The following is a 20,381-nucleotide window of genomic DNA, read 5'->3' as shown; positions in this document are numbered from 1 at the left end:
TCCGGTGGTTATTCTTCATCGTAGTACCACCCTTTCAGTGTGTGCCGCAGTTGCTCCCGCGCGCGGGAGAGACGCGCGGTAACAGTGGAAATGGGCAGGTGAAGCATATCGGCGATCTCCCTCGCCTTCAGCTCTTGATAGTAGTACAGGATGACGACTTCGCGGAGGGGACGGGAAAGACTCATGACGGCATGCGGCAGGGTATCGTCTACTTGTGGATCGTCCGCCGGGGCGAATAACGTATCCAGCTCCTCGGCCGGGGCGCGCCTGCGCTTCCAAGGCGAGCGCAGATAATCCCTGCATACGTTGACCGCGATATGGGTGATCCAGGTCGCGGCGCCACTGTCGCCGCGGAAGGTATCACGCGCGCGCCAAGCGCGCAGCATGGTATCTTGCAACGCGTCCTCCGCGAGATGGATATCCCGCAGATAGAGCGTGCACAGGCGCAGCAGCCGATCGCCGTACGTATCAAGCAGCTGGGGGATCATTTCGGGATCCGGCCGCAGCGATCGGTCCTCTGCCATTAGTCCTTCACATCCCTTCCTAATGAATTGACGGTGCAGCGCCCGTTTTTGCCGCATAAAAAAGAATTTTTTTCAAAAAAACGCCCCCACGAATTTCGTGGGGGCGTAAAGGGACTTGCTAGAAAACCTTACGGCTTGGCAATGATCTTCTTGAGCTGGGCGAAGCGCGGCAGGCCGTTTACCTTGGGGCCTACGTTTTCGCCGTTTACCAGCGGCAGTGCGTATTCGATAAACTTCTCGGTCACGCCGTTGCCTTCCTCGTTGATCCACTCGCGCGGAACCTTCTTTTCGGTGTTTGCAACTTCGGAGAGGGGCAGAAGCTCGATCTCGCACTTGTAGCCGTTCGCGTCACGGGTGCACTTGAAGCCGGGCATAAAGTCGGTCTTGCCTGCAACGGCGTTCTCGACAGCAGCCTTACCGGCCATATAGGACTCGTCCACGTCGGTCTTGGAAGCGCAGTGCGCGGCGCAGCGCTGCAGCAGGGAAAGCTCGATGCCGCGAACCTTGCAGCCGAGTTCGTTCTTAACAGTGTCAGCCAGCATGGCGGCCAGACCGCCCAGCTGCGCGTGGCCGAAGCCGTCGGTAGCGGAGGTTTTCGCTTCGGAAACGAAGGTGCCGTCGGCATAGTGAATGCCTTCGGAAACGGCGACAAGGCAGTTGCCCTTCTCGTCGTAAATGCGCTTTACGTCCGCGAGGAACTTCTTCATGTCGAAGTCGGTCTCGGGGAGGTAGATCAGGTCGGGACCTGCGCCCTGCGCGGTCGCAAGACCGGCGGCGGCGGTCAGCCAGCCGGCGTGACGGCCCATGATCTCAACAACGCAAACCATGCCGATGTCGTATACGCGCGCGTCCTGATAGATCTCCATGCAGGAAGTAGCGATATACTTGGCGGCGGAGGAGAAGCCGGGGCAGTGGTCGGTGCCGAACAGGTCGTTGTCGATCGTCTTCGGGATACCCATGACGCGGCACTCGTAGCCGGACTTCATCATATACTTGGAAACCTTGTTGCAGGTATCCATCGAATCGTTGCCGCCGTTGTAGAAGAAATAGCGAATATCATACTTCTTGAAGATTTCGAGGATGCGCTTGTAATCGGTATCGTCGATATCGGGATCGGCCAGCTTATAGCGGCAGGAGCCGAGGGCCGAGGACGGGGTATAACGCAGCAGCGCGAGTTCGTCGCGATCTTCCTTGTCGATGTCGTACAGTTCGTCATTCAACAGGCCCTTGATGCCGTGGGCCATACCGAACACGCGGGTGATGGACGGATTGTCCAGCGCAGTCTCCAGTGCGCCGAGAACGGAAGAGTTGATCACCGAGGTCGGGCCGCCGGACTGGCCGATGACGCATGCGCCTTTCAGTTCACTCATGATTTTGAAAACCTCCTAACAAATTAAAACACATTGGTTTGTTACCTTGCCACTGCATTTTCTTTCACTTTAAAGGTTACCATAAAAACGGAATAAAATCAATGGAATTTTGGGTTTTTTGGGCAGGGGGCGGCGAATAGCCGAGAAAAGCAAAAAATGGGGGGCATTTGGATTATGGACTTGATTTTAGGCCGACATACTGGTAGAATAGTGGTGGAATTCTTTATTAATTTCATTTATAGAAAGGAAGTTTATCCATGTCATTAGTTACTTCTGCAGAGATGTTCAAGAAAGCTTATCACGGCGGCTACGCTGTCGGCGCTTTCAATGTGAACAACATGGAGATCGTGCAGGGCATTACCGAAGCTTGTCAGGAGCAGAAGGCTCCCGTTATCCTTCAGGTATCCAAGGGCGCCCGTGCATATGCAAACCACACCTACCTCGTTAAGATGGTAGAGGCCGCTGTCAAGGAGTGCCCGGATATTCCGATCGCGCTGCATCTGGACCACGGCTCTGATTTTGAAATTTGCAAGTCCTGCATCGACGGCGGCTTTACCTCCGTTATGTTCGACGGTTCCGCCATGCCGTACGATGAGAACGTTAAGGTTGCCAAGCAGGTTGTTGAATACGCGCACGCGCACGGCGTTGTCGTAGAGGCCGAGCTCGGCCAGCTCGCCGGCGTTGAGGACGACGTTGTCGCTGAGGATCACCAGTACACTGATCCGGCGCAGGTTGAGGATTTCGTTACCAAGACCGGCGTTGACTCTCTGGCAATCGCGATCGGCACCTCGCACGGCGCTTACAAGTTTAAGCCCGGCCAGAACCCGCAGCTCCGCTTCGACATTCTGGCGGAAGTTTCCCGCCGTCTGCCGGAGTTCCCGATCGTGCTGCACGGTTCCTCCTCTGTTCCGCAGGACATGGTTGCTAAGGTCAACCAGTACGGCGGCGCTATGCCGGACGCTATCGGTATCCCGGAGGAAATGCTCCGCGAGGCTGCCAAGGGCGCGGTCTGCAAGATCAACATCGACTCCGACATCCGTCTGGCCATGACCGCCGCGATCCGCGAGCACATGGCGCTGCATCCGGCGGATTTCGATCCCCGCCAGTACCTGAAGCCTGCCCGTCAGGCCGTCAAGGACATGGTTGCGCACAAGCTCGTCAACGTGCTTGGCTGCAACGGCAAGGCCTAAAAGTAGATATGAAAGAAAGCGCGCCGGATTTTCCGGCGCGCTTTTTGCATTAGTGCTTTAGCGGTGGCGTATTTGCAGAGCAAATACGGTAAGAACCGCCCGCAATGCGGGTGGGATTCAAGTTTAAACAAAAAAGGACTTCCAAACTGATAAAATGGTGAGTGTTCAAGCCACCAAAGAAACAGAAAGGAAGACCTTTATGGCAAACAGTTTAGCACATACAAAATGGGTATGCAAGTATCACATCGTATTCACACCGAAATATCGAAGGAAAATAATCTATAAGCAGCTGCGAAAAGATATACAGCAAATTATAAAGGATTTGTGCAAGTGGAAGGGTGTGGAAATCATCGAAGGGCATATGATGCCTGACCATATTCATTTACTCGTAAGCGTGCCGCCGAAATACAGTATCTCGCAGTTTATGGGATATTTAAAAGGGAAAAGTGCGATGATGATATTCGAGCGGCATGGGAATTTAAAATATAAATTCGGCAGTCGTAATTTCTGGGCGACTGGATATTATGTGAGCACGGTAGGAATCAATACGGCCACGATTCAAAAATATATCAGGGAGCAAGATAAGCAGGATCAAATCGAAGATAGCTTAAGTAAGAAAGAATATGTTGACCCTTTCAAGGGTAGTAAGTAGTCTTACCATCAGGGCTTGAACGAAGTGAAAGCCAGCGTCTTTTAGGCGCTGGCTTTTTTTATGCCCTTATAGGGCTTGTTCATGCCACCCCGCTTTGGGGTGGTCATGACTCGCGTTTGAATGCGCGGCGGCAGTCGCGGGCGGTGGGATGACTCCACCAATGTCATTTAGTTAAGAATATCTGACTTCTATACGGCATAGCGCCGCCCTTTGGCCTTCCCACTACGAGGGGAAGGTGGCGCGCGCTGCAGGCGCGTGACGAAAGGGGGGCTTAACGAATGGCGCATTGAAAGGTTACTGCTTATTAACAAATTGCAGAAAGCAGATTGGTGAAAATACTATATATGGATAGGGAAAAACCACCCTTGGGAGTTTGAACTTGTTACACTTTACATTATGAAAGCGGTGTGATATAATGTTTGTATCATAAGAAGAATTTTGAATAGGGAGGGAGTATCTTGAACAAAAAACTGAAGGATGAGGATATGGACATCCTCTTTCAGGGCATTTTGAAGCTGCAATCCGTGGAAGAGTGCTATGATTTTTTTGAGGACCTGTGCACAATCGCCGAGCTGCGCGCGATGGTACAGCGCTTTCAGGTGGCCCGCATGCTGGACGAAGGCCGTATTTATTCCGATATCGTGCAGGAGACCGGCGCTTCCACAGCGACGATCAGCCGCGTGAATAAGTGCCTTGTTTACGGCTCGGACGGCTACCGTACGCTGCTAGACCGGCTGAAGGAAGATGAATAGCTATCAGGCGCTTTCCGCATACTACGACCGGTTTACGGAGGACGTGGGCTATGCGGAATGGGCGGACTTTTTTCAGGCGCTGTTCCGGCGCGAGGCGCTTTCGCCAAAGCTGATCCTTGATCTGGCGTGCGGCACCGGGCGGCTGACCAGATTGATGACCGAGCGCGGCTATGAAATGATCGGCGCGGACGCTTCTCCGGAAATGCTGATGCAAGCCATGGAAAGCACGATGGAGCTATCGCCACGGCCGCTGTTTTTGAACCAGCGCATGGAGGAGCTTGACCTATACGGCACGGTGGACGCGTGTCTGTGCTGCTTGGATTCGGTCAATTATGTGACCGAGCCCGCGGCCTTGCGCGAAGCGTTTCGCCGCGTACACCTGTTTTTAGAACCAAAGACCGGGCTTTTCGTGTTCGATGTGAACACTCCGGAGAAATTCGCCCGGATCGATGGGCAGAGCTATGTCCGCGAGGAAGAGGACGTGTTCTGCGTGTGGCAGGCTGCCGTGGAGGACGAGCTGTGCGCCTATCAGTTTGATATTTTCTCGCGCGAGAACGGCCTGTGGCGCCGCGCGCAGGAAACGCACGAGGAACGCGTTTATCCGCTGGAAACACTGCGGCAAATGCTGGCCGAAGCGGGCTTTGCCGATATCCATACATACGGCGATTTTGCCTTCTCGCCCGTTCGGGGCGGGGAGGACCGCGTATTTTTTACCGCAAGAAAGAGAGATTAACGAACTATGAGCGATACTTTATTGCGCGCTTTGACCCGCAACGCGGGCATTCAGATCGTTGCCGCCCGCACGACCGGGCTGGTGGAGCGCGCGCGCGAAATACATGGGACCCTGCCGCTGGGCTCTGCGGCGCTTGGCCGCACGCTGACCGCTTCCGCTATGCTGGGCAGCCAGCTCAAGGTGGAGGACGGCTCGGTGACCGTGCAGATCAGAGGTAACGGCCCGCTGGGCGCGATCGTCTGCGTGGGCGATTCGGACGGGTTTGTGCGCGGCTATCTGCAAAATCCGGCCTGCGACCTACCCCTGCGGGAGGATGGCAAGCTGGACGTGGGCGGCGGCGTGGGCCGCGGCTATCTGATGGTGATTAAGGATATTGGGCTAAAGGACCCTGTGACCGGCACGGTCGCGCTGACAAACGGTGAGATCGCCGCCGACCTGACGCGCTACTTTGCGGAGAGTGAGCAGATTCCCTCCGCCTGTGCGCTGGGCGTTTTGGTGGACACCGATCAGTCGATCAAGGCGGCGGGCGGTTATTTGGTGCAGCTGATGCCCGGTGTGCGGAACGAGGACATCGACCGGCTGGAAAAAAACCTTGCGCAGATCCGCCCGGTCAGCGCGCTGCTTGCAGAAGGGCAGACGCTCGAGCAGATCATAGAGCAAGTGTTGGACGGCTTTGACGTGGAGTTTTTACAGACAAGTGAAATCGGCTATCGTTGTGGGTGCAGCAGGCATAAAGTAGAACGCGCGCTTATCAGCATGGGCCGTGACGAACTGAAAAAAATGGCGGACGAACAGGAAAAAAGTGAGGTTACTTGCCAATTTTGCGATAAAATCTATGCCTTTACGCGGGAAGAATTGCAAGATTTGCTGACGCAGGCAGAAAGCTGAAAAAAGAAGAAAAAAACTGTTGACAGAATGATGGTTTTTAGATATAATAATTACTGCCGCTGGTAATAAAGCGGCAGCAAATTGGCCCGGTAGCTCAGTTGGTTAGAGCGCTAGCCTGTCACGCTAGAGGCCGTGGGTTCAAGTCCCATCCGGGTCGCCACTTCCAGTTTCATCAGGTCGCTTACGAAAGTAGGCGACCCGGATGGGACTTGAAAGAGCGGCGGCGTAGCCGTAAAAAATATGCCGGTGGCATGTTGTTTAGCTCGTGGGTGTCAACGCAAAGGTGATAACCCCGCGGCTAGGCGCCACCAGCCCCTAAAATAGCAACCACAGGGTCGCCCAAAATGCACCCGCCCTTTCCAGCGTCCCGCCGTTAGGCGATTTATCGAAAAACCAGCGAAGCGAAGTTTTCTCGCATCCCGCCGTTAGGCGATTTATGACACGCCTCTGTAGCTCAGTCGGTAGAGCAGGGGACTGAAAATCCCCGTGTCGGTGGTTCGATTCCGCCCGGAGGCACCATTTTTCATATCGCACCCTATGGTGCGATATGAAAAATCCATGCTTTTGCCCCAGCAAAAGCGATTTCGCCCGGAGACACCGGTTTTCCCGCGGAAAACGATCATACCCGGCATGACAGCACAAACGGCAATAAAATATATGCGGCTGTAGCTCATCTGGTAGAGCGCCACCTTGCCAAGGTGGAGGTAGCGAGTTCGAGCCTCGTCAGCCGCTCCAATTTTTTTCTTCACTTTTTAGGAATGCCGTTTCATTTTCCGCATATCTTAAATATGGTATGGTACCATAGCCAAGCGGTAAGGCGTGGGACTGCAACTCCCTGATCCCCAGTTCGATTCTGGGTGGTACCTCCAGAAAAAAAGACCATCGGCTTTTCGCCGATGGTCTTTTGCGTTTTTATCACATAATAAGCGTACAGGAATGAAGGAAGGAATCGGGTGATCAGAATGTTATCAAAGAAAAGCAAGGCCATTGGTTTTATCCTGCTGTCCGCTTTTGGGTTTGCCGCGATGAACGCGCTGGTCCGTCTGGCGGGCGACCTGCCGTTTACGCAAAAGGCTTTTTTCCGCAACTGCGTTGCGATGATATTCGCGGGCTTCGTGCTGAAACGCAACGGCGTGGGGTTCCGCTGGGGAAAAGGCAATCTTCCGCTGCTGACCTTGCGCGCCGTGTGCGGTACGCTCGGCATTTTCTGCAATTTCTACGCGGTGGACCATCTGCTGTTGGCGGATGCCAATATTCTAAATAAAATGTCGCCCTTTTTCGCCATCCTGTTTTCGCTGGCGCTGCTGCGGGAGCGCGCGAATTTGGTGCAGTACGGCGCGGTGCTCGCGGCTTTTGGGGCGCGCGCTGCTGATCATCAAGCCCGGTTTTTCCTCGGCGGTATTCCCGGCGCTGGTCGGTCTGGCGGGCGGCATGGCGGCGGGCGCGGCCTATACGGCGGTACGCGCGCTGTCGGGGCGGGGCGAAAAGAGCGCGCGGATCGTGTTTTTCTTTTCTGCCTTTTCCACGCTGGCAACGCTGCCGTTTTTGATATTTGACTATCACCCGATGACGCTTTGGCAAACGGCCTGCCTGCTCGGCGCGGGCCTTGCCGCGACATTGGGACAGTTCGGCGTAACGCTGGCCTACGCGCACGCCCCGGCCAAGGAAATATCGGTGTTTGATTATACGCAGGTGCTGTTTGCGGCGCTGCTGGGCTTTATGCTGTTCGGGCAGATACCGGACCTGCTGAGCGCGATCGGCTATGTGGTGATCTGCGGCGTATCGGTCCTGATGTTTTTCTATAACCGCATGCTGGAAAGCCAGACAGAAGCGCGCGAAAAGGGATAACAACAAAAGACGCTTTGTGACAAGCGTCTTTTTTGCTGCCCGGCGCGGCGGTGTGACAGGCGGCGCGGGGTATGCTATAATCGAAACGGGCGCTTTGCCGCCTTGGTGCAATCTCAAGAAATTCTTAATAAATTCGTGAATAAAACCAACAGAAACCTTTGTTATGATAGTACCTGTAAGGAGGGGGAAGCATGGAGAAATTAAAGATCCTGATCGTGGACGACGATCACGAGATCGTCGATAGCATTGCGATCTTTTTGCAGGCGGACGGCTACGAGATCGAAAAGGCATATAACGGGCTGGAAGCGCTGGACATCATCATGACCAGACCGGTGCATTTGCTGCTGCTTGATATCATGATGCCGGAGCTGGATGGCATCAAAACGCTGCTCAAGGTACGGGAAAGCAAAAATATTCCAATCATTCTGATCTCCGCAAAATCGGAGGACGCGGATAAGATCTTAGGGCTGACCGCCGGAGCGGACGATTACATCACAAAACCCTTTAATCCGTCCGAATTGGTCGCGCGGGTCAAGAGCCAGCTGCGCCGCTATACCCAGCTTGGCGCAATGCAGGTGACGGAAAAACAGATCGCCATTCGAGGCCTTGTGCTGGATACGGAAAGCAAAACGGCCTCGGTGGATGGGGAAGAGGTGCGGCTGACGCCGCTGGAATACAAAATTTTGGAGCTGCTCTGCCGCCACCCCGGGCGCGTGTTCTCAACCGAGGAGATCTACCGGCAGGTGTGGAACGAGGAAGCGGTTTCCGACAACGCGATCGCGGTGCACATCCGCCATATTCGTGAGAAGATCGAGATCAACCCCAAGGAGCCCCGCTACTTAAAGGTCGTCTGGGGCGTCGGCTACAAGATAGAGAGGAACGAGTGAGATGAAAAAAGTAACAAGGTCGCCTATCCTCAAGGCGGTCGCCTTTATTCTTTGTCTGGTGTGCGTCGGTTTAGCCACCATGACCGGAGGCAAAACGCTGGAATGGTTTCTGGAACAACAAAGAAACGGACAGGACGGCGAAGTAGGCGTCTATACCTTTGAAGCGGACTTTAATGAATCCTATATCCTGAACAACCCTTTCAGCAGTGCGTCCGGCATTTTAGACCGGATGCTACGCGGCGGAGGGGAGTCGGATCGGGATATGCGCCAGCTGAAAGATAACTTTGCGGGTGATTATTACGCGAAGCTGGGCGGGACTGTGATTAAAAATGCCGATCTGACGCAGGAAGAGGTGGAAAACTCCGCCTATTATGTGGTAATCCGCCCGGATGAAGTGTACACCAATGTGCGGCTTTGGTATAACGGCGTGCTGGAACGCTGGAACCCGGATTATAATTATGCCTTTGATAATGCGGCGCACAACCAGACCGTGGAGAATGCAAGGGATATTCTGCAACCGGGCGACTGCATCATGCTCCGCATGACCGAGCAGCAAGTTTCCCCCTTGTACCAGCGCTGGCAGGAGGGCAAACAGACCTTTGAAGGCGCCTTGCGGCGCGTGCTGATGCTGTTTGCGGTTGCGATAGTATCCTTCCTTTACCTGCTCTTTGTCACCGGCCGCAAGCCGGAGGACGAGGCGGTGCATTTGGTGCTGATCGACCGCCTGTTCGTTGAACTCAACCTTGCGCTGATCGCGGGTATCGTGGGGCTTAGCATTGCGCTGTCCTTTGTTGCGATCGAAGAACTGAGCTATGGTAACGGCTCGGGCGTCGCGGTCATTTTCCAACTGCTCACGCTGCTGCTCGTGTGTTCGTTCGCCATGGTGATGGAGCTGATCCTATCCCTTGTCCGCAATTTAAAAAACCGCAGCTTCGTTGCCCGCTCGTTCATCCTGCGCGCCTGTAAGTGGTGCTGGAAAGTCGTTAAAAAGCTGTGGTTCTGGTTTATCCGTATGTGTAAAAAAGGCTTGGCACGCGCTGGGCTACGGCAAGGATACGCTGTGGAACGGTCTTTCCAAAAACTATAAAACGCGCAATGTGGCGCTGATCTTCTTCGGCTATACGGCCGTGCTTGCCATACTCGCCATGATCTTCGGCTTCTCGATGGACTATGGCGACGGCGCGCTGGCGTTTGTGCTCGGCGTAGTCTGGTTTGGCGTGGCGGCGGTGTTCCTTGTAAACCGCGTCGCGGGGTTCGATAAAATCGTGGAGGGTCTCAAGCGCCTGCGTGCGGGCGAACTGTCCTATAAGGTGACCGACGCGCCGGCGGGTGTGTTCGCCGCCATGGCGGATGATATCAACTCCGTGGGCGACGGCTTGCAGGCCGCGCTGCAAAACGAGATCAAGGCCGAGCGCATGAAGTCCGAGCTGATCACCAATGTATCGCACGATTTGAAAACGCCGCTGACCAGTATCATCAACTATTCCGACTTGCTTTGTAAGGAGCATCTCAGCCCGGAGGAAGCGAATGATTACGCGAAGATCATTTACCAGAAATCAAACCGGCTGAAAAATTTGACGAGCGATCTGTTTGATATCTCCAAGGTGCAGTCCGGCGCGGAAACCATCGCTTCGGAAAAGCTCGATGTGTGCACGCTCGTGCGGCAGGCGCTGGCCGAGCAGGAGCACGCGATCGCGGACGGCGCGCTTGTCATGAAGGTGACCATGCCCGAGTGCGAGGTACCGGTTCTGGCGGACGGCAAAAAGCTTTCCCGCGTGCTGGAAAACCTGCTGGGCAACTGCGTGAAATATGCGATGCACGGCACGCGCGTGTTCATCACCGTGGCGCAGCGCGAGCGCGACGCGCTGATCGAGATTAAAAACATTGCCAACTACGCCATGGAGTTTGACAGCGAGGAGATCACCGAGCGCTTCGTGCGCGGCGACGCGGCCCGCACGACCGAGGGCTCCGGTCTTGGTCTGGCGATCGCCAAAAGCTATGTGACTGCCTGCGGCGGTTCGCTCAAGGTGGATGTGGACGGCGACCTGTTCAAGGTCACCATCACGTTCCCGCTTTATGGAATCGAACCTGTCGGCAATACCTGACGCGCCTTTGTGAAAAAATCGCCCTCGCGGGAGCAATCCTGCTTGGGCGGTTTTTTTTATGTTTTCTTTCTTAAGGCTATTGACAGGGTGAATATATTGTGTATAATGAGTATATACGATATGGAAGGGAGAACACCATGGAGATCATCCTGTCGAATATGGACGGCGCACCGATCTATGAACAGATTTTCCGACAGATCAAGACCAAGATCGTATCGGGCGAACTGCGTGCGGGAGAAGCGCTGCCTTCCATGCGCCTGCTGGCAAAGGAACTGCGTATCAGTGTGATTACGACCAAGCGGGCCTATGAGGAACTGGAGCGAAACGGATTTATCGTAACGCAGACCGGGCGCGGCAGCTTTGTCGCCTCGTGCAGTACCGAACGGCTGCGCGAAGAACAGCTGCGCGTGGTGGAGGAACATTTGTCGAACGCGGTGCAGGCCGCACGGATTGGGCAGCTGCCTGAAAATGAATTTTTGGATATTGCCAAGACTCTGTTCGAGGAGGAAACATAATGGAAAACGCATTGGAGATAACGGGCCTGTGCAAGCAGTACGCGGGGTTCGCGCTGCAAGACGTCGGCTTTACGCTGCCACGCGGCAGCGTGATGGGGTTCATCGGGGAAAACGGCGCGGGCAAGACCACCACGATCAAGGCGATCCTGAACCTGATTCGCCCGGACAGCGGCGATATCCGCGTGCTTGGGCTGGACAACCGAAAGGACGAGAGGGCGTTTAAGGAACGCATCGGCGTTGTTTTGGAGGATGGCAGCTTCTTAAACACGCTCAACGCCTGCCATGTCGATACGCTGCTGGGCAAGGCTTACCAAAACTGGCATTCGGATCAGTTCTTCGGCTTTATGAAGCGCTTTCATATCGATGAAAAGAAGCCGATCAAGGATTACTCCAAGGGAATGCGGATGAAGGTGGCGATCGCGTCCGCGCTGTCGCACGACGCTGAATTGCTGATCATGGACGAACCGACCAGCGGCCTTGATCCGATCGTGCGCGACGAGGTGCTCGATGTGTTTTACGATTTTATGCAGGATGAACGGCACGCGATTCTGCTGTCCAGCCACATCACAAGCGATCTGGACAAAATAGCCGATTTCATCACCTTTATACACAATGGGCAGATCGCACTGTCTGAGCCGCGCGACGAGCTGCTGGATACCTACGGCGTGCTGCGCTGCACCGCCGATCAAATGGCCGCGCTGTCGCCGGAGGCGGTGCGTGCAAAGCGCGCGGGCGCGTTCGGCTGCGAGGCGCTGGTGCGGCGCGGTCAGGTGCCCGCGAACTGGCCGGTGGAAACGGTCAATATCGAACAAATCATGCTGTTTTTAACAAGAGGGGAGACTTTCTGATGAAAGCGATGCTGTATGCCGACTGGATGAGCTTTAAACAGTCGCTCAAGTCACTGCTGTTCGTCCTTGCGGTTTTTGCGCTGACCGGTTTGTTTATAAGCGGACCATCCTTTTTTTCCATGATCATCGTGATGCTCAGCATCATGACGCCGATCACGCTCTGCTCGGTCGATAAGGCCTACGGCTGGGATCGGCTGAGCCTGTCCATGCCGATCCTGCGGCGCGACGTGGTGGGCAGTAAATTCGTACTGAGTCTGTCCTCCAGTCTCGCTATGCTGGCAATCAGCACGGTGCTGGCGGCGGTGTATAACGTGTTGCATCCGGAAGAGGACTTGATCAGCAATCTTGCGGGCCTGATCCTTTGCGAGGCGATGTCGCTGATCCTGATGGGCGTTATTTTGGTGGCTACCGTCAAGTGGGGCATTGAAAAGGCGCGGTATGTGATGATCGCCTGTGTCTGGGTGCCCATCCTCTTTGTGTTTCTGGTAAAGAAGGTGGGCGTGCCCATGCCTGACTTGAGCTGGCTGGAATCGCTCAGCGGCGCCACGCTGTGCTCATACGCGGTCGCGCTGACGGCCGTTGGCCTGATCGTTTATCTGATCTGCTATGCGTTAGCAGTAAAGGTTTATCAAAAGACCGAGCTATAAGAAAACAGAAAAGCGCCCGGACAGTATTGTCCGGGCGCTTCAGTGTGTCAAGGAACCCCTCGCGCCGCAGCGCGTATAAAATAGGATTTTGCCGCGACATGTGCGTGGCTTTTTGGTCTATTGCGGTTCTTTGGTATTATAGCGCGTGAACAGGGTGATGTACTCCTCTTGCAGCGCTTGATAGATATCCAGAATAGGCAGGCAGCGGTCCTGCGTCGCGCGCATGATCTCGTCGTAATGCAGGTTCATACAATCGACGATGTCGGGGTCGATCAGCCCGTCGCTTTTCATTTGGGTGATGATGCGGACGATGCGTTCCTTGCCGTAGGCTTCTTTGTAGCTGCGCGTACCGGCCAAGGCGCTCACGATGTCGGCCACGGCGACGATGCGCTCGCCGAGGGTCAGCTCGCCGCCTGTTAGGCCGCGGGGATAGCCTGCGCCGTTTAGCTTCTCATGGTGACGAAGGGCGATGCGCTGGATCGGCGGGGGAATGGAGCCGTCAAAGATCTCCTCCGTGATATCGACATGGGACCGCATCACGGACATGGCCTGCGGGCTGAGCTTGCCGGGGTATTCCAATATTTCGACCGGTACGCCGATCTTGCCCAGATCGTGCAGCAGCGCGCCGCAAACGATATCGCTGCGCGCGGCGGAGTCAAGCCCCATAAAGAAGGCCAGTTCGCTGGAGATGCTCGTGGTGGTCATCGCGTGGGTGACCGTGTGGCGGCTGCGAAAATCGATGCTAAAGATGATCATGGTCAAATATTCCCGGATATCCGCTTCGGAAAACGGCGTGCCGTACAGCATGCGCGCAAACACCGGATCGCTTTCCGCCTGTTCGGCGGAAACGGCGGTAAAGTCGTGTTCCAGCACCCGGTCGACGAGGGCGGGCGCAAAGCGTGTGCCGCGCTCCTTTTGGAGCAGCGAAACCAATTCCGCATACGGGCAATACTCGGCGTTCAGACATACGTCCACCCGGTCGGCGATCGAGAGCAGCTGCGCGATCTGCTTGTTTTGCTCGCTGACGTCGGCCGCGCCTTGCAGCATCCGCCACGGCGCATGATGAAATAGAATGGCCTGCGCGTATTCCCGCAGCGGGGAAAAGTATTTGACGAACAAATAGCCGTACACCGAATGCTCCCAAATGTTGTTGCTTTCAAATTTCAGCATGCGGTCGATCTCGGCGGTTTTGTAAGCGCCCACATCGTGCAGGATGGCAAGCGTGCAGACGTCGCGCTGCATCGCGGCGTCCCAGCCGGGCATGTCGCGCAGCAGGCGGGAGACGATATAGGCCACGCGGATGCCGTGATCCATCAGGCGCTTGTCCACGTGGTTGCAGGTGCGGCGCAGGATGCCGATAATGGCTTTGTTGTCGATAAAGCTGATGTTATATTGCAGCATAGGGTTATCCTCTTCCGCTGTTTTTCTCAGTGTAACACAAATAAGGATAAAAGAAAAGCGCGATCCGTACCTATTGGGAACGGTTCGCGCGCTTATTTGCATGGTGTGAGTGATGCTATAAGCCGGGTTCTGTATTCAATGATCATCTATCTGGGACGCGCGTTACCGCACGCCTCAAGCCGTCAGTTGGGACGATCGGGCCGATCATAGCCCCGGTCGACGTTGCTGCGGATAGAGTTTACAGGCCCCCCGTGTTACCACGGGGCGCGGTGAGCTCTTACCTCGCCTTTCCACCCTTACCCCTTATAAAAGAGGCGGTATATCTCTGTTGCACTATTCCTAAGGTCACCCTCGGCGGACGTTATCCGTTATCCTTGCCCTGTGCAGCCCGGACTTTCCTCACAGCGTATGCTGCGCGACCATTTGCATCACTCACGCTCCTTAGTATACCGCAAAAAAAGGAAAGCGTCAAACCGTACTTGCAATATAATGCAAAATCGTGTACACTATAGGATATGTGAAAAGGGGCGAATGCACATAACATGACAGCTTTGGAACAATATTTTGGCGGCTTGCTGGATAAAACGGTCGGCGTGATCGGCGCCGGGGTCAGCAATATGCCGCTCATCAGTATGCTGCGCGCAGCCGGTATCAAGGTGACCGTGCACGACAAAAAAACGCCCGAGGATCTGGGCGATCAATACGCCACGCTGGCGACGCTGGGCGTGGATTTTGTGCTGGGGGAGCATTATCTGGACGCGCTGACGGAGGATGTGATCTTCCGCACGCCCGGCCTGCACCCGCGCTTTCTGGAAAAGGCGCGTGAAAACGGCAGCACCGTCACCAGCGAAATGGAGCTTTTCTTCGCGGTGTGCCCGTGTCCGATCATCGGCATCACCGGGTCGGACGGCAAAACCACCACGACCACGCTGGTTTGCGAAATGCTGCGGCACGCGGGCAAAACCGTGCATCTGGGCGGCAATATTGGCCGGCCGCTGCTGCCGCGCGTCAATGAGATGGGGCCGGAGGATCTCGCCGTGGTCGAGCTTTCTTCCTTCCAGCTGATGCACATGAAGTACAGCCCGTCGGTCGCGGCGATCACCAACCTGACGCCGAACCACCTCGATTACCATAAGGATTTCGAGGAGTATGTCGAGGCAAAGACCGCGATCTATCGCAACCAAAAGCCGGGTGACCGGCTGATCCTTAATTTGGACGACAAGGTCACGCGTTCGCTGCACGCGTCCGGCAACCTTTTTTGCACCAGCAAGGAGAGCGAGCTGGCCAACGGCGTATATCTGAAAAACGACACCATCTATATCGCGGAAAACGGCGTGTCGCGCGAACTGATGGCGGCGGGCGATATCCGCATCCCCGGCGCGCACAACGTTTACAACATGATGATGGCCGCCGCGATCGTTCAGGGCTGGTGCACGGACGAGGATATCCGCGCCGTGGCCGCTACCTTCGGCGGGGTGGAGCACCGCATCGAGTTTGTACGGGAGAAGGACGGGGTCAAGTATTATAACGATTCTATCGCTTCCAGCCCGACGCGTACGATCGCGGGTCTCGCTTCGTTTCAGCAAAAGGTAATCCTCATCGCGGGCGGATATGATAAGAACATTCCGTACGACGTGCTGGGCGAGCCGATCTGCCGCCATGTGAAAACGCTGTTCGTCACCGGCGCGACCGGGCCCAAGATACGCGATTGCGTACGGAATGCCGAGGGCGAAAAGCCGCCGGTGATCGAAGTGGAAGATCTGGAGACCGCCGTGCGCGAGGCATCCGCCGTGGCGGAGCCGGGCGACGTGGTCATGATGAGCCCGGCAAGCGCCTCGTTTGACCGCTTCAAAAACTTTATGGAGCGCGGCAACCTGTTCAAGGCGCTGGTAAACGCACTATAAAAGCATAGAAAAAAGCTGCCGCAGACTTTGTCTGCGGCAGCTTTTTTTCGTTATGCGGCTTTGCGGAAATACGCCGCAAGCAGGCTGAGCGTGAATAGCAGCGTGACGCCTTCCATCACGGGAGAGACCGCCCACACGCCGGTCATACCAAACAGATAGGACAGGGTGAGCAGCACGGGAACGATAACGATCAGCCCGCGCATCAGCGAGAGCAGAAAGCCCCATACAGGCCTGCCGACCGCGCTGAAAAACGCCGCCGCGATGATATTGACGCCGCAGAACCAAAGCCCGCCGAAGTAAATGCGCAGGCCGGGCACGGCAAGCGCGGTAAGGGCGGCGGAGCCTTCGCTGTTAAAGGCTGCGGCAAGCGGCCCGGCGAACAGGAACACGACCGCGTAAAGCGCGGAGGCGATAAGAAGCGCCAGAACGGCCGCGCGCCGCACCAGCAAGCCGAGCGAAGCCTGCTCGCCGCGTCCGTAGCAGCCGGAGAGCAGCGGCTGCGTGCCCTGCGCGATGCCGGTGAAAATGGAGATGGCAACGATGGACAGGTTGGCGACGATGCCGTACGCCGCCACGCCCATATTGCCCGCCAGCCGCAGGATGACAATGTTGAACAGCAGCAGCACAAAGCCGGTGGACAGCTCGCCCACCAGAGAGGAAAGGCCGGGTGCGCAGATCGCGCCGAACAGTCTGGGGCGAACCGGCGTTTTGCGGAAATGAAACCCGCGCGCCGGGGTTTTGAAATGGCGGGAAAGCACCAGCATGCTCAAAATGGGCGAAGCGCCGGTCGCGAGGGCCGCGCCGAAAATGCCAAGCCCGCAGGGGAAAATAAACAAATAATCTAGTACAATGTTGGCGAAGCTGCCAAAGAGCATGCCGAACATTGCCAAGCCGGGCGCGCCGTCGTTGCGCACAAAGGCGACGCACACGTTGTTCAACACAAAAAATGGGCCGAAGCACAAAAGGGTTTGCAAGTAGGTGCGCGTCATAGCAAAGATCGCGTCATTCGCGCCGAGCAGGCGGGCGAGCGGAGCGGAAAAAAAACGCGCCGAGGGCGAGAAATACCGCGCTGACAAGCAGCGCGAGCAAAACGGCGTGGGTGAAGGTGCGGTCTGCCGCCGCCCCATCGCCCTGCGCGCGGCAGACGGAGTAGCGCGTCGCGCCGCCCACACCGATCATCAGCCCGGTTCCGTGCATCACGCTGTAGGCTGGTATGGCGATGTTCAGCGCGGCCAGTCCGTTCGCGCCCGTGCCGCGGGCGATAAAAAACGTATCGGCCAGAATATAGCATGAAAGGCCGATCATGCCGAAGATGTTCAGGGTGACGTACCGGCCGAATTCCCGGTTTAGGTTTTGCGTTTGCATTTGGTGATTTCCTCCATTAAAAAGCGCCCGGCAAATCCGCACCTTCTATGGCCTGTCGGTGCGGGGCCGAACGCTGTTTTTCACGCTCTACCCGGCGGCAAAGCGCAGCGATGTTGATTTAGTTTTTAGGCTTGTCCGCCGTACCCGGCGCAAAGGAAGCAAAGCAGCTTTCCGCAAACTGGCGGAGCAGCTCGGCCACCTCTTCCGGACTTTCGGGGCAGTCGTCCCGCAGCCACTGCATCAAAACGGCGGCCGCGCCGGCGCTGACGAAGGAGTAGATCAGCAGGATCTGGTGCTCCTCGCGGGCGGGCATGGTCTGCCGCCAACGGGAAACAAACGCTTCGCGCGACAGACGGGTAATCCGCTCGGCAAAGCGGGGATCGCCGTTTTCGCCCTGAATGGCAAGACAGAGCGTGCGGTTTTCGTACACCACGCGGATCATCGGCAGCATGCCGAGGGCGTGCTCGTTTTCGGGCGGGAATGCGCCCCTCATTTGAGCGAGCAGATCGTTTTCCATTTCGCCCAAAAGATCGTATACATCCTTATAATGCAGGTAGAAGGTGCTGCGGTTGATATCGGCGCAGGAGCACAGATCGGTCACTGTGATGCTTTTGATGGGCTTTTGCCGGATCAGCTCAAGCAGGGCGCCGCGCAGGGCGTTCCGGGTGAACTGCACGCGGCGGTTGGTACCGGACATGACGAAGGCCTCCCAAAACAAGATATCGGCATTATACTCCATGGGCGCGGTAAAGTCAACACGGTGTTGCATTGACGGTGCGATAAAGGGGATCGATATACGCAACACAGGCTGCCGAACCGCAAGTTCGGCAGCCTGTGTTGCTGTTGTTATGGAAGCGCTTATGACCAATCGGAGGTTTTGAGAATGGTTGGATCGAGCTTTCGGCGGATGAATTTGCCGTGACCCTTTGGCCCGACGAATGCTCCGTTTTCCGCTAGGATCACGCCTTTCTGAATGGTCATAACAGGCCACCCCTTGTACTGCAGCCCTTCATATACGGTATAATCGACCTTCATATGAAGCATGGCGTTTGTGATGGAGACCTCCTTGTCGGGATCGACAAGCACGATATCCGCGTCCGCGCCCGCTTCGATCAGGCCCTTGTCGGGATAGAAGCCGAAGATCTTAGCGGCGCCGTAGCTGTTGACGTATACCAGCTCTTCCCATGTCAGCTTTCCTTCGCTTACACCGTTGATCAGGGTGGGGAGCCGCATTTCGATTCCGGGCACACCGTTGGTCACCTTGTTGAATTCCGGGATATAGTTCCCGTTTTCATCCTTTTTCAAATCCATGGCCTTTTCAAACCGGGGGAAGGAGGAATGATCGGTCGAGGTAACATGGATCGATCTGTTCTTGAGCGCTTTCCACAGCGCGTCGATATCCTCTTCCTTGCGCAAGGGCGGGCTTTGGATATACAGCAGCCCGTTTTCAGCGTCCCGGAGCTTGTCCTCGGTAAAGAGCAGATAATGCGGACAGGTCTCCGCATAGACGGGCAGGCCCTTTTTCTTTGCCGCCTGACAGATCTCCGCGCCTTCATGGGTGGACACGTGCGCGATAAAGACGGCTGCTCCGAGCTTTGTGGCAAACAGCGCCATGCGCTGAATCGCTTCCTGCTCCACAATGTTCGGCCGCGTCAGCGCTTGATAAATATAGTCGGTTTTGCCTTCGCTTAACGCCTGCGCGACCTTATAATCAATGATTCCGGCGTTTTCCGAGTGTATAAATGCCAAGCCGCCCTGCTTCTTAATCTCTTCCATTAAGGCGTAAATATCGCCGTCCTTGGTGGTTGTCGTATACATCTTAAAGGATGGGGTGCCGAAGGCGACCATTTCCTTGATCGCGCCGAACACTTCCGGAGCAGCCTTGTTCAAAACGATATGAAAGCTGAAATCGACGACCGCGCCGCGTTCCTCGGCCATGGAAATGCGCTTTTGCGCCAGCTCCATCGGCGTATGACCTTCGGACGGCTTGACGAAATCGATAAAAGTAGTGGTGCCGCCGATCGCGGCCGCCACCGAGGCGGTATAATAATCATCCCCGCCAAAGCGTCCCATATAAGGGGATTCGATGTGCACGTGGGTATCGATACCGCCGGGAATGACCATTTTACCGGTGGCGTCCACGACGCGGCCGGCCTGAAAACCGCTCGCGTCGCCAACCGCGACGATTTTACCCTTGTCCACCATCACGTCCGTCTGTTTACGCCCGTAAGGAGATACGACCGTTCCTCCCTTGATGATCAGATCCATGAAAGCTTACACTCCTTTTCCTTTACGCTGGCGCGTTCCGCAACTTGAACAAAAGCTTTTCCACATGTACCGGTGTGTCGCCGTAGCGGCGCTGCGGCAGGTGGCCGTCGTTCGGCTCCAAAAGGGCGAATACGCCGGGATATAGAATGATACGGCCGTCCACTTGATGGGGATAGAGGCAGAGGTCCGCCTCTTCGTCATAGCCGGGATATGCGTTCTGGTCGTTGACAAAGTCGATGTAGCAGGTCTCGATCCCGCCGAGGACGATCTGAAGATCGGTATATTTGGTGTGGAGCTCAAAGCCCTTTTCGTCGATGGGCTTGGAATCAAAGGATTGCTTGAATAGGCGGCAATTTTCGCCGTCGACGTCGTATCTGCCGGCCGGCAGAGCCAAAAGCTCTTCGGTAGAATGCTCCTTCCAGATATTTTATAACGGTGCAAATGTTCTCGTTGAGAAAGGAATACCGTGCAAGACGATCTAAAT

22 protein-coding genes, 4 tRNA genes and 1 other RNA gene are annotated in these 20,381 nt (G+C 55.8%); 18 read left to right on the top strand and 9 right to left on the bottom strand.

The window, feature by feature from the left end:
- Nucleotides 1-8: 8 nt before the first annotated feature.
- Together RWV98_RS12875 and RWV98_RS12870 are read right to left on the bottom strand one after the other, a co-directional pair.
- A complete protein-coding gene (locus RWV98_RS12875) occupies nt 9-524 on the bottom strand; it encodes an RNA polymerase sigma factor (protein WP_317861218.1) in 516 nt (171 codons plus the stop codon).
- A gap of 128 nt (nt 525-652) precedes the next feature.
- Nucleotides 653-1,894 carry a 6-phosphofructokinase gene (locus tag RWV98_RS12870; protein ID WP_280963045.1) on the bottom strand — a complete coding sequence of 414 codons (1,242 nt, stop codon included), beginning with the start codon at nt 1,892-1,894 and terminating at the stop codon, nt 653-655.
- A gap of 257 nt (nt 1,895-2,151) precedes the next feature.
- On the opposite strand from RWV98_RS12870, the gene fba reads away from it, so the two are divergent.
- From fba to RWV98_RS12790, 17 genes are all read left to right on the top strand, one after another.
- Nucleotides 2,152-3,084, top strand: a complete 933-nt coding sequence (fba, locus tag RWV98_RS12865) for a class II fructose-1,6-bisphosphate aldolase (protein WP_280963046.1) — start codon at nt 2,152-2,154, stop codon at nt 3,082-3,084.
- 199 nt (nt 3,085-3,283) lie between these two features.
- Complete coding sequence (tnpA, locus tag RWV98_RS12860) at nt 3,284-3,736, top strand: IS200/IS605 family transposase (protein ID WP_317861216.1); 453 nt, start codon at nt 3,284-3,286, stop codon at nt 3,734-3,736.
- A gap of 458 nt (nt 3,737-4,194) precedes the next feature.
- Nucleotides 4,195-4,488: a YerC/YecD family TrpR-related protein gene (locus tag RWV98_RS12855; protein ID WP_280963049.1), complete on the top strand. Its 294-nt coding sequence runs from the start codon at nt 4,195-4,197 to the stop codon at nt 4,486-4,488.
- The gene (locus RWV98_RS12850; protein ID WP_317861213.1) at nt 4,481-5,221 is read left to right on the top strand and encodes a class I SAM-dependent DNA methyltransferase; all 741 of its coding nucleotides are present in this window, start codon (nt 4,481-4,483) and stop codon (nt 5,219-5,221) included. The genes RWV98_RS12855 and RWV98_RS12850 overlap by 8 nt, the downstream gene beginning before the upstream one ends.
- A 6-nt stretch (nt 5,222-5,227) precedes the next feature.
- A complete protein-coding gene (gene hslO / locus RWV98_RS12845) occupies nt 5,228-6,109 on the top strand; it encodes an Hsp33 family molecular chaperone HslO (protein WP_317861211.1) in 882 nt (293 codons plus the stop codon).
- Between the two features lie 83 nt (nt 6,110-6,192).
- A tRNA-Asp gene (locus tag RWV98_RS12840) sits at nt 6,193-6,269 on the top strand.
- 283 nt (nt 6,270-6,552) lie between these two features.
- Nucleotides 6,553-6,628 (top strand) — tRNA-Phe (locus tag RWV98_RS12835).
- Nucleotides 6,629-6,768: 140 nt separating this feature from the next.
- Nucleotides 6,769-6,844 (top strand) — tRNA-Gly (locus RWV98_RS12830).
- Nucleotides 6,845-6,904: 60 nt separating this feature from the next.
- Nucleotides 6,905-6,978 (top strand) — tRNA-Cys (locus RWV98_RS12825).
- Between the two features lie 93 nt (nt 6,979-7,071).
- The gene (locus RWV98_RS12820; RefSeq protein WP_442872124.1) at nt 7,072-7,665 is read left to right on the top strand and encodes an EamA family transporter; all 594 of its coding nucleotides are present in this window, start codon (nt 7,072-7,074) and stop codon (nt 7,663-7,665) included.
- On the top strand, nt 7,577-7,957 hold the full coding sequence (locus tag RWV98_RS19460; protein ID WP_442872123.1) for an EamA family transporter: 381 nt from the start codon (nt 7,577-7,579) through the stop codon (nt 7,955-7,957). Before RWV98_RS12820 ends, RWV98_RS19460 begins: the two co-directional genes overlap by 89 nt.
- 191 nt (nt 7,958-8,148) lie before the next feature.
- Nucleotides 8,149-8,844, top strand: coding sequence for a response regulator transcription factor (locus tag RWV98_RS12815; protein WP_280963052.1), 696 nt, complete (start codon nt 8,149-8,151; stop codon nt 8,842-8,844).
- Nucleotide 8,845: 1 nt separating this feature from the next.
- Nucleotides 8,846-9,931: a hypothetical protein gene (locus RWV98_RS12810; RefSeq protein WP_317861209.1), complete on the top strand. Its 1,086-nt coding sequence runs from the start codon at nt 8,846-8,848 to the stop codon at nt 9,929-9,931.
- Between the two features lie 10 nt (nt 9,932-9,941).
- Nucleotides 9,942-10,949: a sensor histidine kinase gene (locus RWV98_RS12805; protein WP_317861207.1), complete on the top strand. Its 1,008-nt coding sequence runs from the start codon at nt 9,942-9,944 to the stop codon at nt 10,947-10,949.
- Nucleotides 10,950-11,086: 137 nt separating this feature from the next.
- Nucleotides 11,087-11,464, top strand: coding sequence for a GntR family transcriptional regulator (locus tag RWV98_RS12800; RefSeq protein ID WP_280963054.1), 378 nt, complete (start codon nt 11,087-11,089; stop codon nt 11,462-11,464).
- Nucleotides 11,464-12,312: an ABC transporter ATP-binding protein gene (locus tag RWV98_RS12795; protein ID WP_280963055.1), complete on the top strand. Its 849-nt coding sequence runs from the start codon at nt 11,464-11,466 to the stop codon at nt 12,310-12,312. The genes RWV98_RS12800 and RWV98_RS12795 overlap by 1 nt, the downstream gene beginning before the upstream one ends.
- A complete protein-coding gene (locus RWV98_RS12790; protein ID WP_280963056.1) occupies nt 12,312-12,959 on the top strand; it encodes an ABC-2 transporter permease in 648 nt (215 codons plus the stop codon). Before RWV98_RS12795 ends, RWV98_RS12790 begins: the two co-directional genes overlap by 1 nt.
- Nucleotides 12,960-13,076: 117 nt before the next feature.
- Here the strand turns inward: RWV98_RS12790 and RWV98_RS12785 are convergent, their stop codons facing one another.
- A complete protein-coding gene (locus RWV98_RS12785; protein ID WP_280963521.1) occupies nt 13,077-14,360 on the bottom strand; it encodes an HD-GYP domain-containing protein in 1,284 nt (427 codons plus the stop codon).
- 102 nt (nt 14,361-14,462) lie between these two features.
- Nucleotides 14,463-14,795, bottom strand: an RNA gene (rnpB, locus tag RWV98_RS12780) — RNase P RNA component class A.
- Nucleotides 14,796-14,902: 107 nt separating this feature from the next.
- On the opposite strand from rnpB, the gene murD reads away from it, so the two are divergent.
- Nucleotides 14,903-16,264 carry a UDP-N-acetylmuramoyl-L-alanine--D-glutamate ligase gene (gene murD, locus RWV98_RS12775; protein WP_280963520.1) on the top strand — a complete coding sequence of 454 codons (1,362 nt, stop codon included), beginning with the start codon at nt 14,903-14,905 and terminating at the stop codon, nt 16,262-16,264.
- A gap of 50 nt (nt 16,265-16,314) precedes the next feature.
- Here the strand turns inward: murD and RWV98_RS12770 are convergent, their stop codons facing one another.
- The 5 genes from RWV98_RS12770 to RWV98_RS12750 all read right to left on the bottom strand — a co-directional run bounded on the left by RWV98_RS12770 (nt 16,315) and on the right by RWV98_RS12750 (nt 20,291).
- Complete coding sequence (locus RWV98_RS12770; protein ID WP_317861202.1) at nt 16,315-17,253, bottom strand: MATE family efflux transporter; 939 nt, start codon at nt 17,251-17,253, stop codon at nt 16,315-16,317.
- A 13-nt stretch (nt 17,254-17,266) separates the two neighbouring features.
- Nucleotides 17,267-17,629 carry an MATE family efflux transporter gene (locus RWV98_RS12765; RefSeq protein WP_317861200.1) on the bottom strand — a complete coding sequence of 121 codons (363 nt, stop codon included), beginning with the start codon at nt 17,627-17,629 and terminating at the stop codon, nt 17,267-17,269.
- A 118-nt stretch (nt 17,630-17,747) separates the two neighbouring features.
- Entirely contained in the window at nt 17,748-18,326 is a 579-nt protein-coding gene (locus RWV98_RS12760; protein ID WP_317861198.1) for a TetR/AcrR family transcriptional regulator, read from the bottom strand.
- A gap of 161 nt (nt 18,327-18,487) precedes the next feature.
- On the bottom strand, nt 18,488-19,897 hold the full coding sequence (gene hydA, locus RWV98_RS12755) for a dihydropyrimidinase (protein ID WP_317861196.1): 1,410 nt from the start codon (nt 19,895-19,897) through the stop codon (nt 18,488-18,490).
- 22 nt (nt 19,898-19,919) lie between these two features.
- Nucleotides 19,920-20,291 (bottom strand): YhcH/YjgK/YiaL family protein, encoded by a 372-nt coding sequence (locus tag RWV98_RS12750; RefSeq protein WP_317861195.1) that lies wholly within the window; start codon nt 20,289-20,291, stop codon nt 19,920-19,922.
- Nucleotides 20,292-20,381 lie beyond the last annotated feature (90 nt).

It is taken from the genome of Agathobaculum sp. NTUH-O15-33, from assembly GCF_033193315.1.
In the GTDB taxonomy this organism is placed as follows: domain Bacteria; phylum Bacillota; class Clostridia; order Oscillospirales; family Butyricicoccaceae; genus Agathobaculum; species Agathobaculum faecihominis_A.
This window is presented reverse-complemented; position numbering and strand designations above follow the sequence as displayed.

Coding starts and splice junctions, on each gene's coding strand:
- RWV98_RS12875 (WP_317861218.1), bottom strand. CDS start 524: ATGGCAGAGGACCGATCGCTGCGGCCGGATCCCGAAATGATCCCCCAG.
- RWV98_RS12870 (WP_280963045.1), bottom strand. CDS start 1,894: ATGAGTGAACTGAAAGGCGCATGCGTCATCGGCCAGTCCGGCGGCCCG.
- fba (WP_280963046.1), top strand. CDS start 2,152: ATGTCATTAGTTACTTCTGCAGAGATGTTCAAGAAAGCTTATCACGGC.
- tnpA (WP_317861216.1), top strand. CDS start 3,284: ATGGCAAACAGTTTAGCACATACAAAATGGGTATGCAAGTATCACATC.
- RWV98_RS12850 (WP_317861213.1), top strand. CDS start 4,481: ATGAATAGCTATCAGGCGCTTTCCGCATACTACGACCGGTTTACGGAG.
- hslO (WP_317861211.1), top strand. CDS start 5,228: ATGAGCGATACTTTATTGCGCGCTTTGACCCGCAACGCGGGCATTCAG.
- RWV98_RS12820 (WP_442872124.1), top strand. CDS start 7,072: ATGTTATCAAAGAAAAGCAAGGCCATTGGTTTTATCCTGCTGTCCGCT.
- RWV98_RS12815 (WP_280963052.1), top strand. CDS start 8,149: ATGGAGAAATTAAAGATCCTGATCGTGGACGACGATCACGAGATCGTC.
- RWV98_RS12810 (WP_317861209.1), top strand. CDS start 8,846: ATGAAAAAAGTAACAAGGTCGCCTATCCTCAAGGCGGTCGCCTTTATT.
- RWV98_RS12800 (WP_280963054.1), top strand. CDS start 11,087: ATGGAGATCATCCTGTCGAATATGGACGGCGCACCGATCTATGAACAG.
- RWV98_RS12795 (WP_280963055.1), top strand. CDS start 11,464: ATGGAAAACGCATTGGAGATAACGGGCCTGTGCAAGCAGTACGCGGGG.
- RWV98_RS12790 (WP_280963056.1), top strand. CDS start 12,312: ATGAAAGCGATGCTGTATGCCGACTGGATGAGCTTTAAACAGTCGCTC.
- RWV98_RS12785 (WP_280963521.1), bottom strand. CDS start 14,360: ATGCTGCAATATAACATCAGCTTTATCGACAACAAAGCCATTATCGGC.
- murD (WP_280963520.1), top strand. CDS start 14,903: ATGACAGCTTTGGAACAATATTTTGGCGGCTTGCTGGATAAAACGGTC.
- RWV98_RS12770 (WP_317861202.1), bottom strand. CDS start 17,253: ATGACGCGCACCTACTTGCAAACCCTTTTGTGCTTCGGCCCATTTTTT.
- RWV98_RS12765 (WP_317861200.1), bottom strand. CDS start 17,629: ATGCAAACGCAAAACCTAAACCGGGAATTCGGCCGGTACGTCACCCTG.
- RWV98_RS12760 (WP_317861198.1), bottom strand. CDS start 18,326: ATGTCCGGTACCAACCGCCGCGTGCAGTTCACCCGGAACGCCCTGCGC.
- hydA (WP_317861196.1), bottom strand. CDS start 19,897: ATGGATCTGATCATCAAGGGAGGAACGGTCGTATCTCCTTACGGGCGT.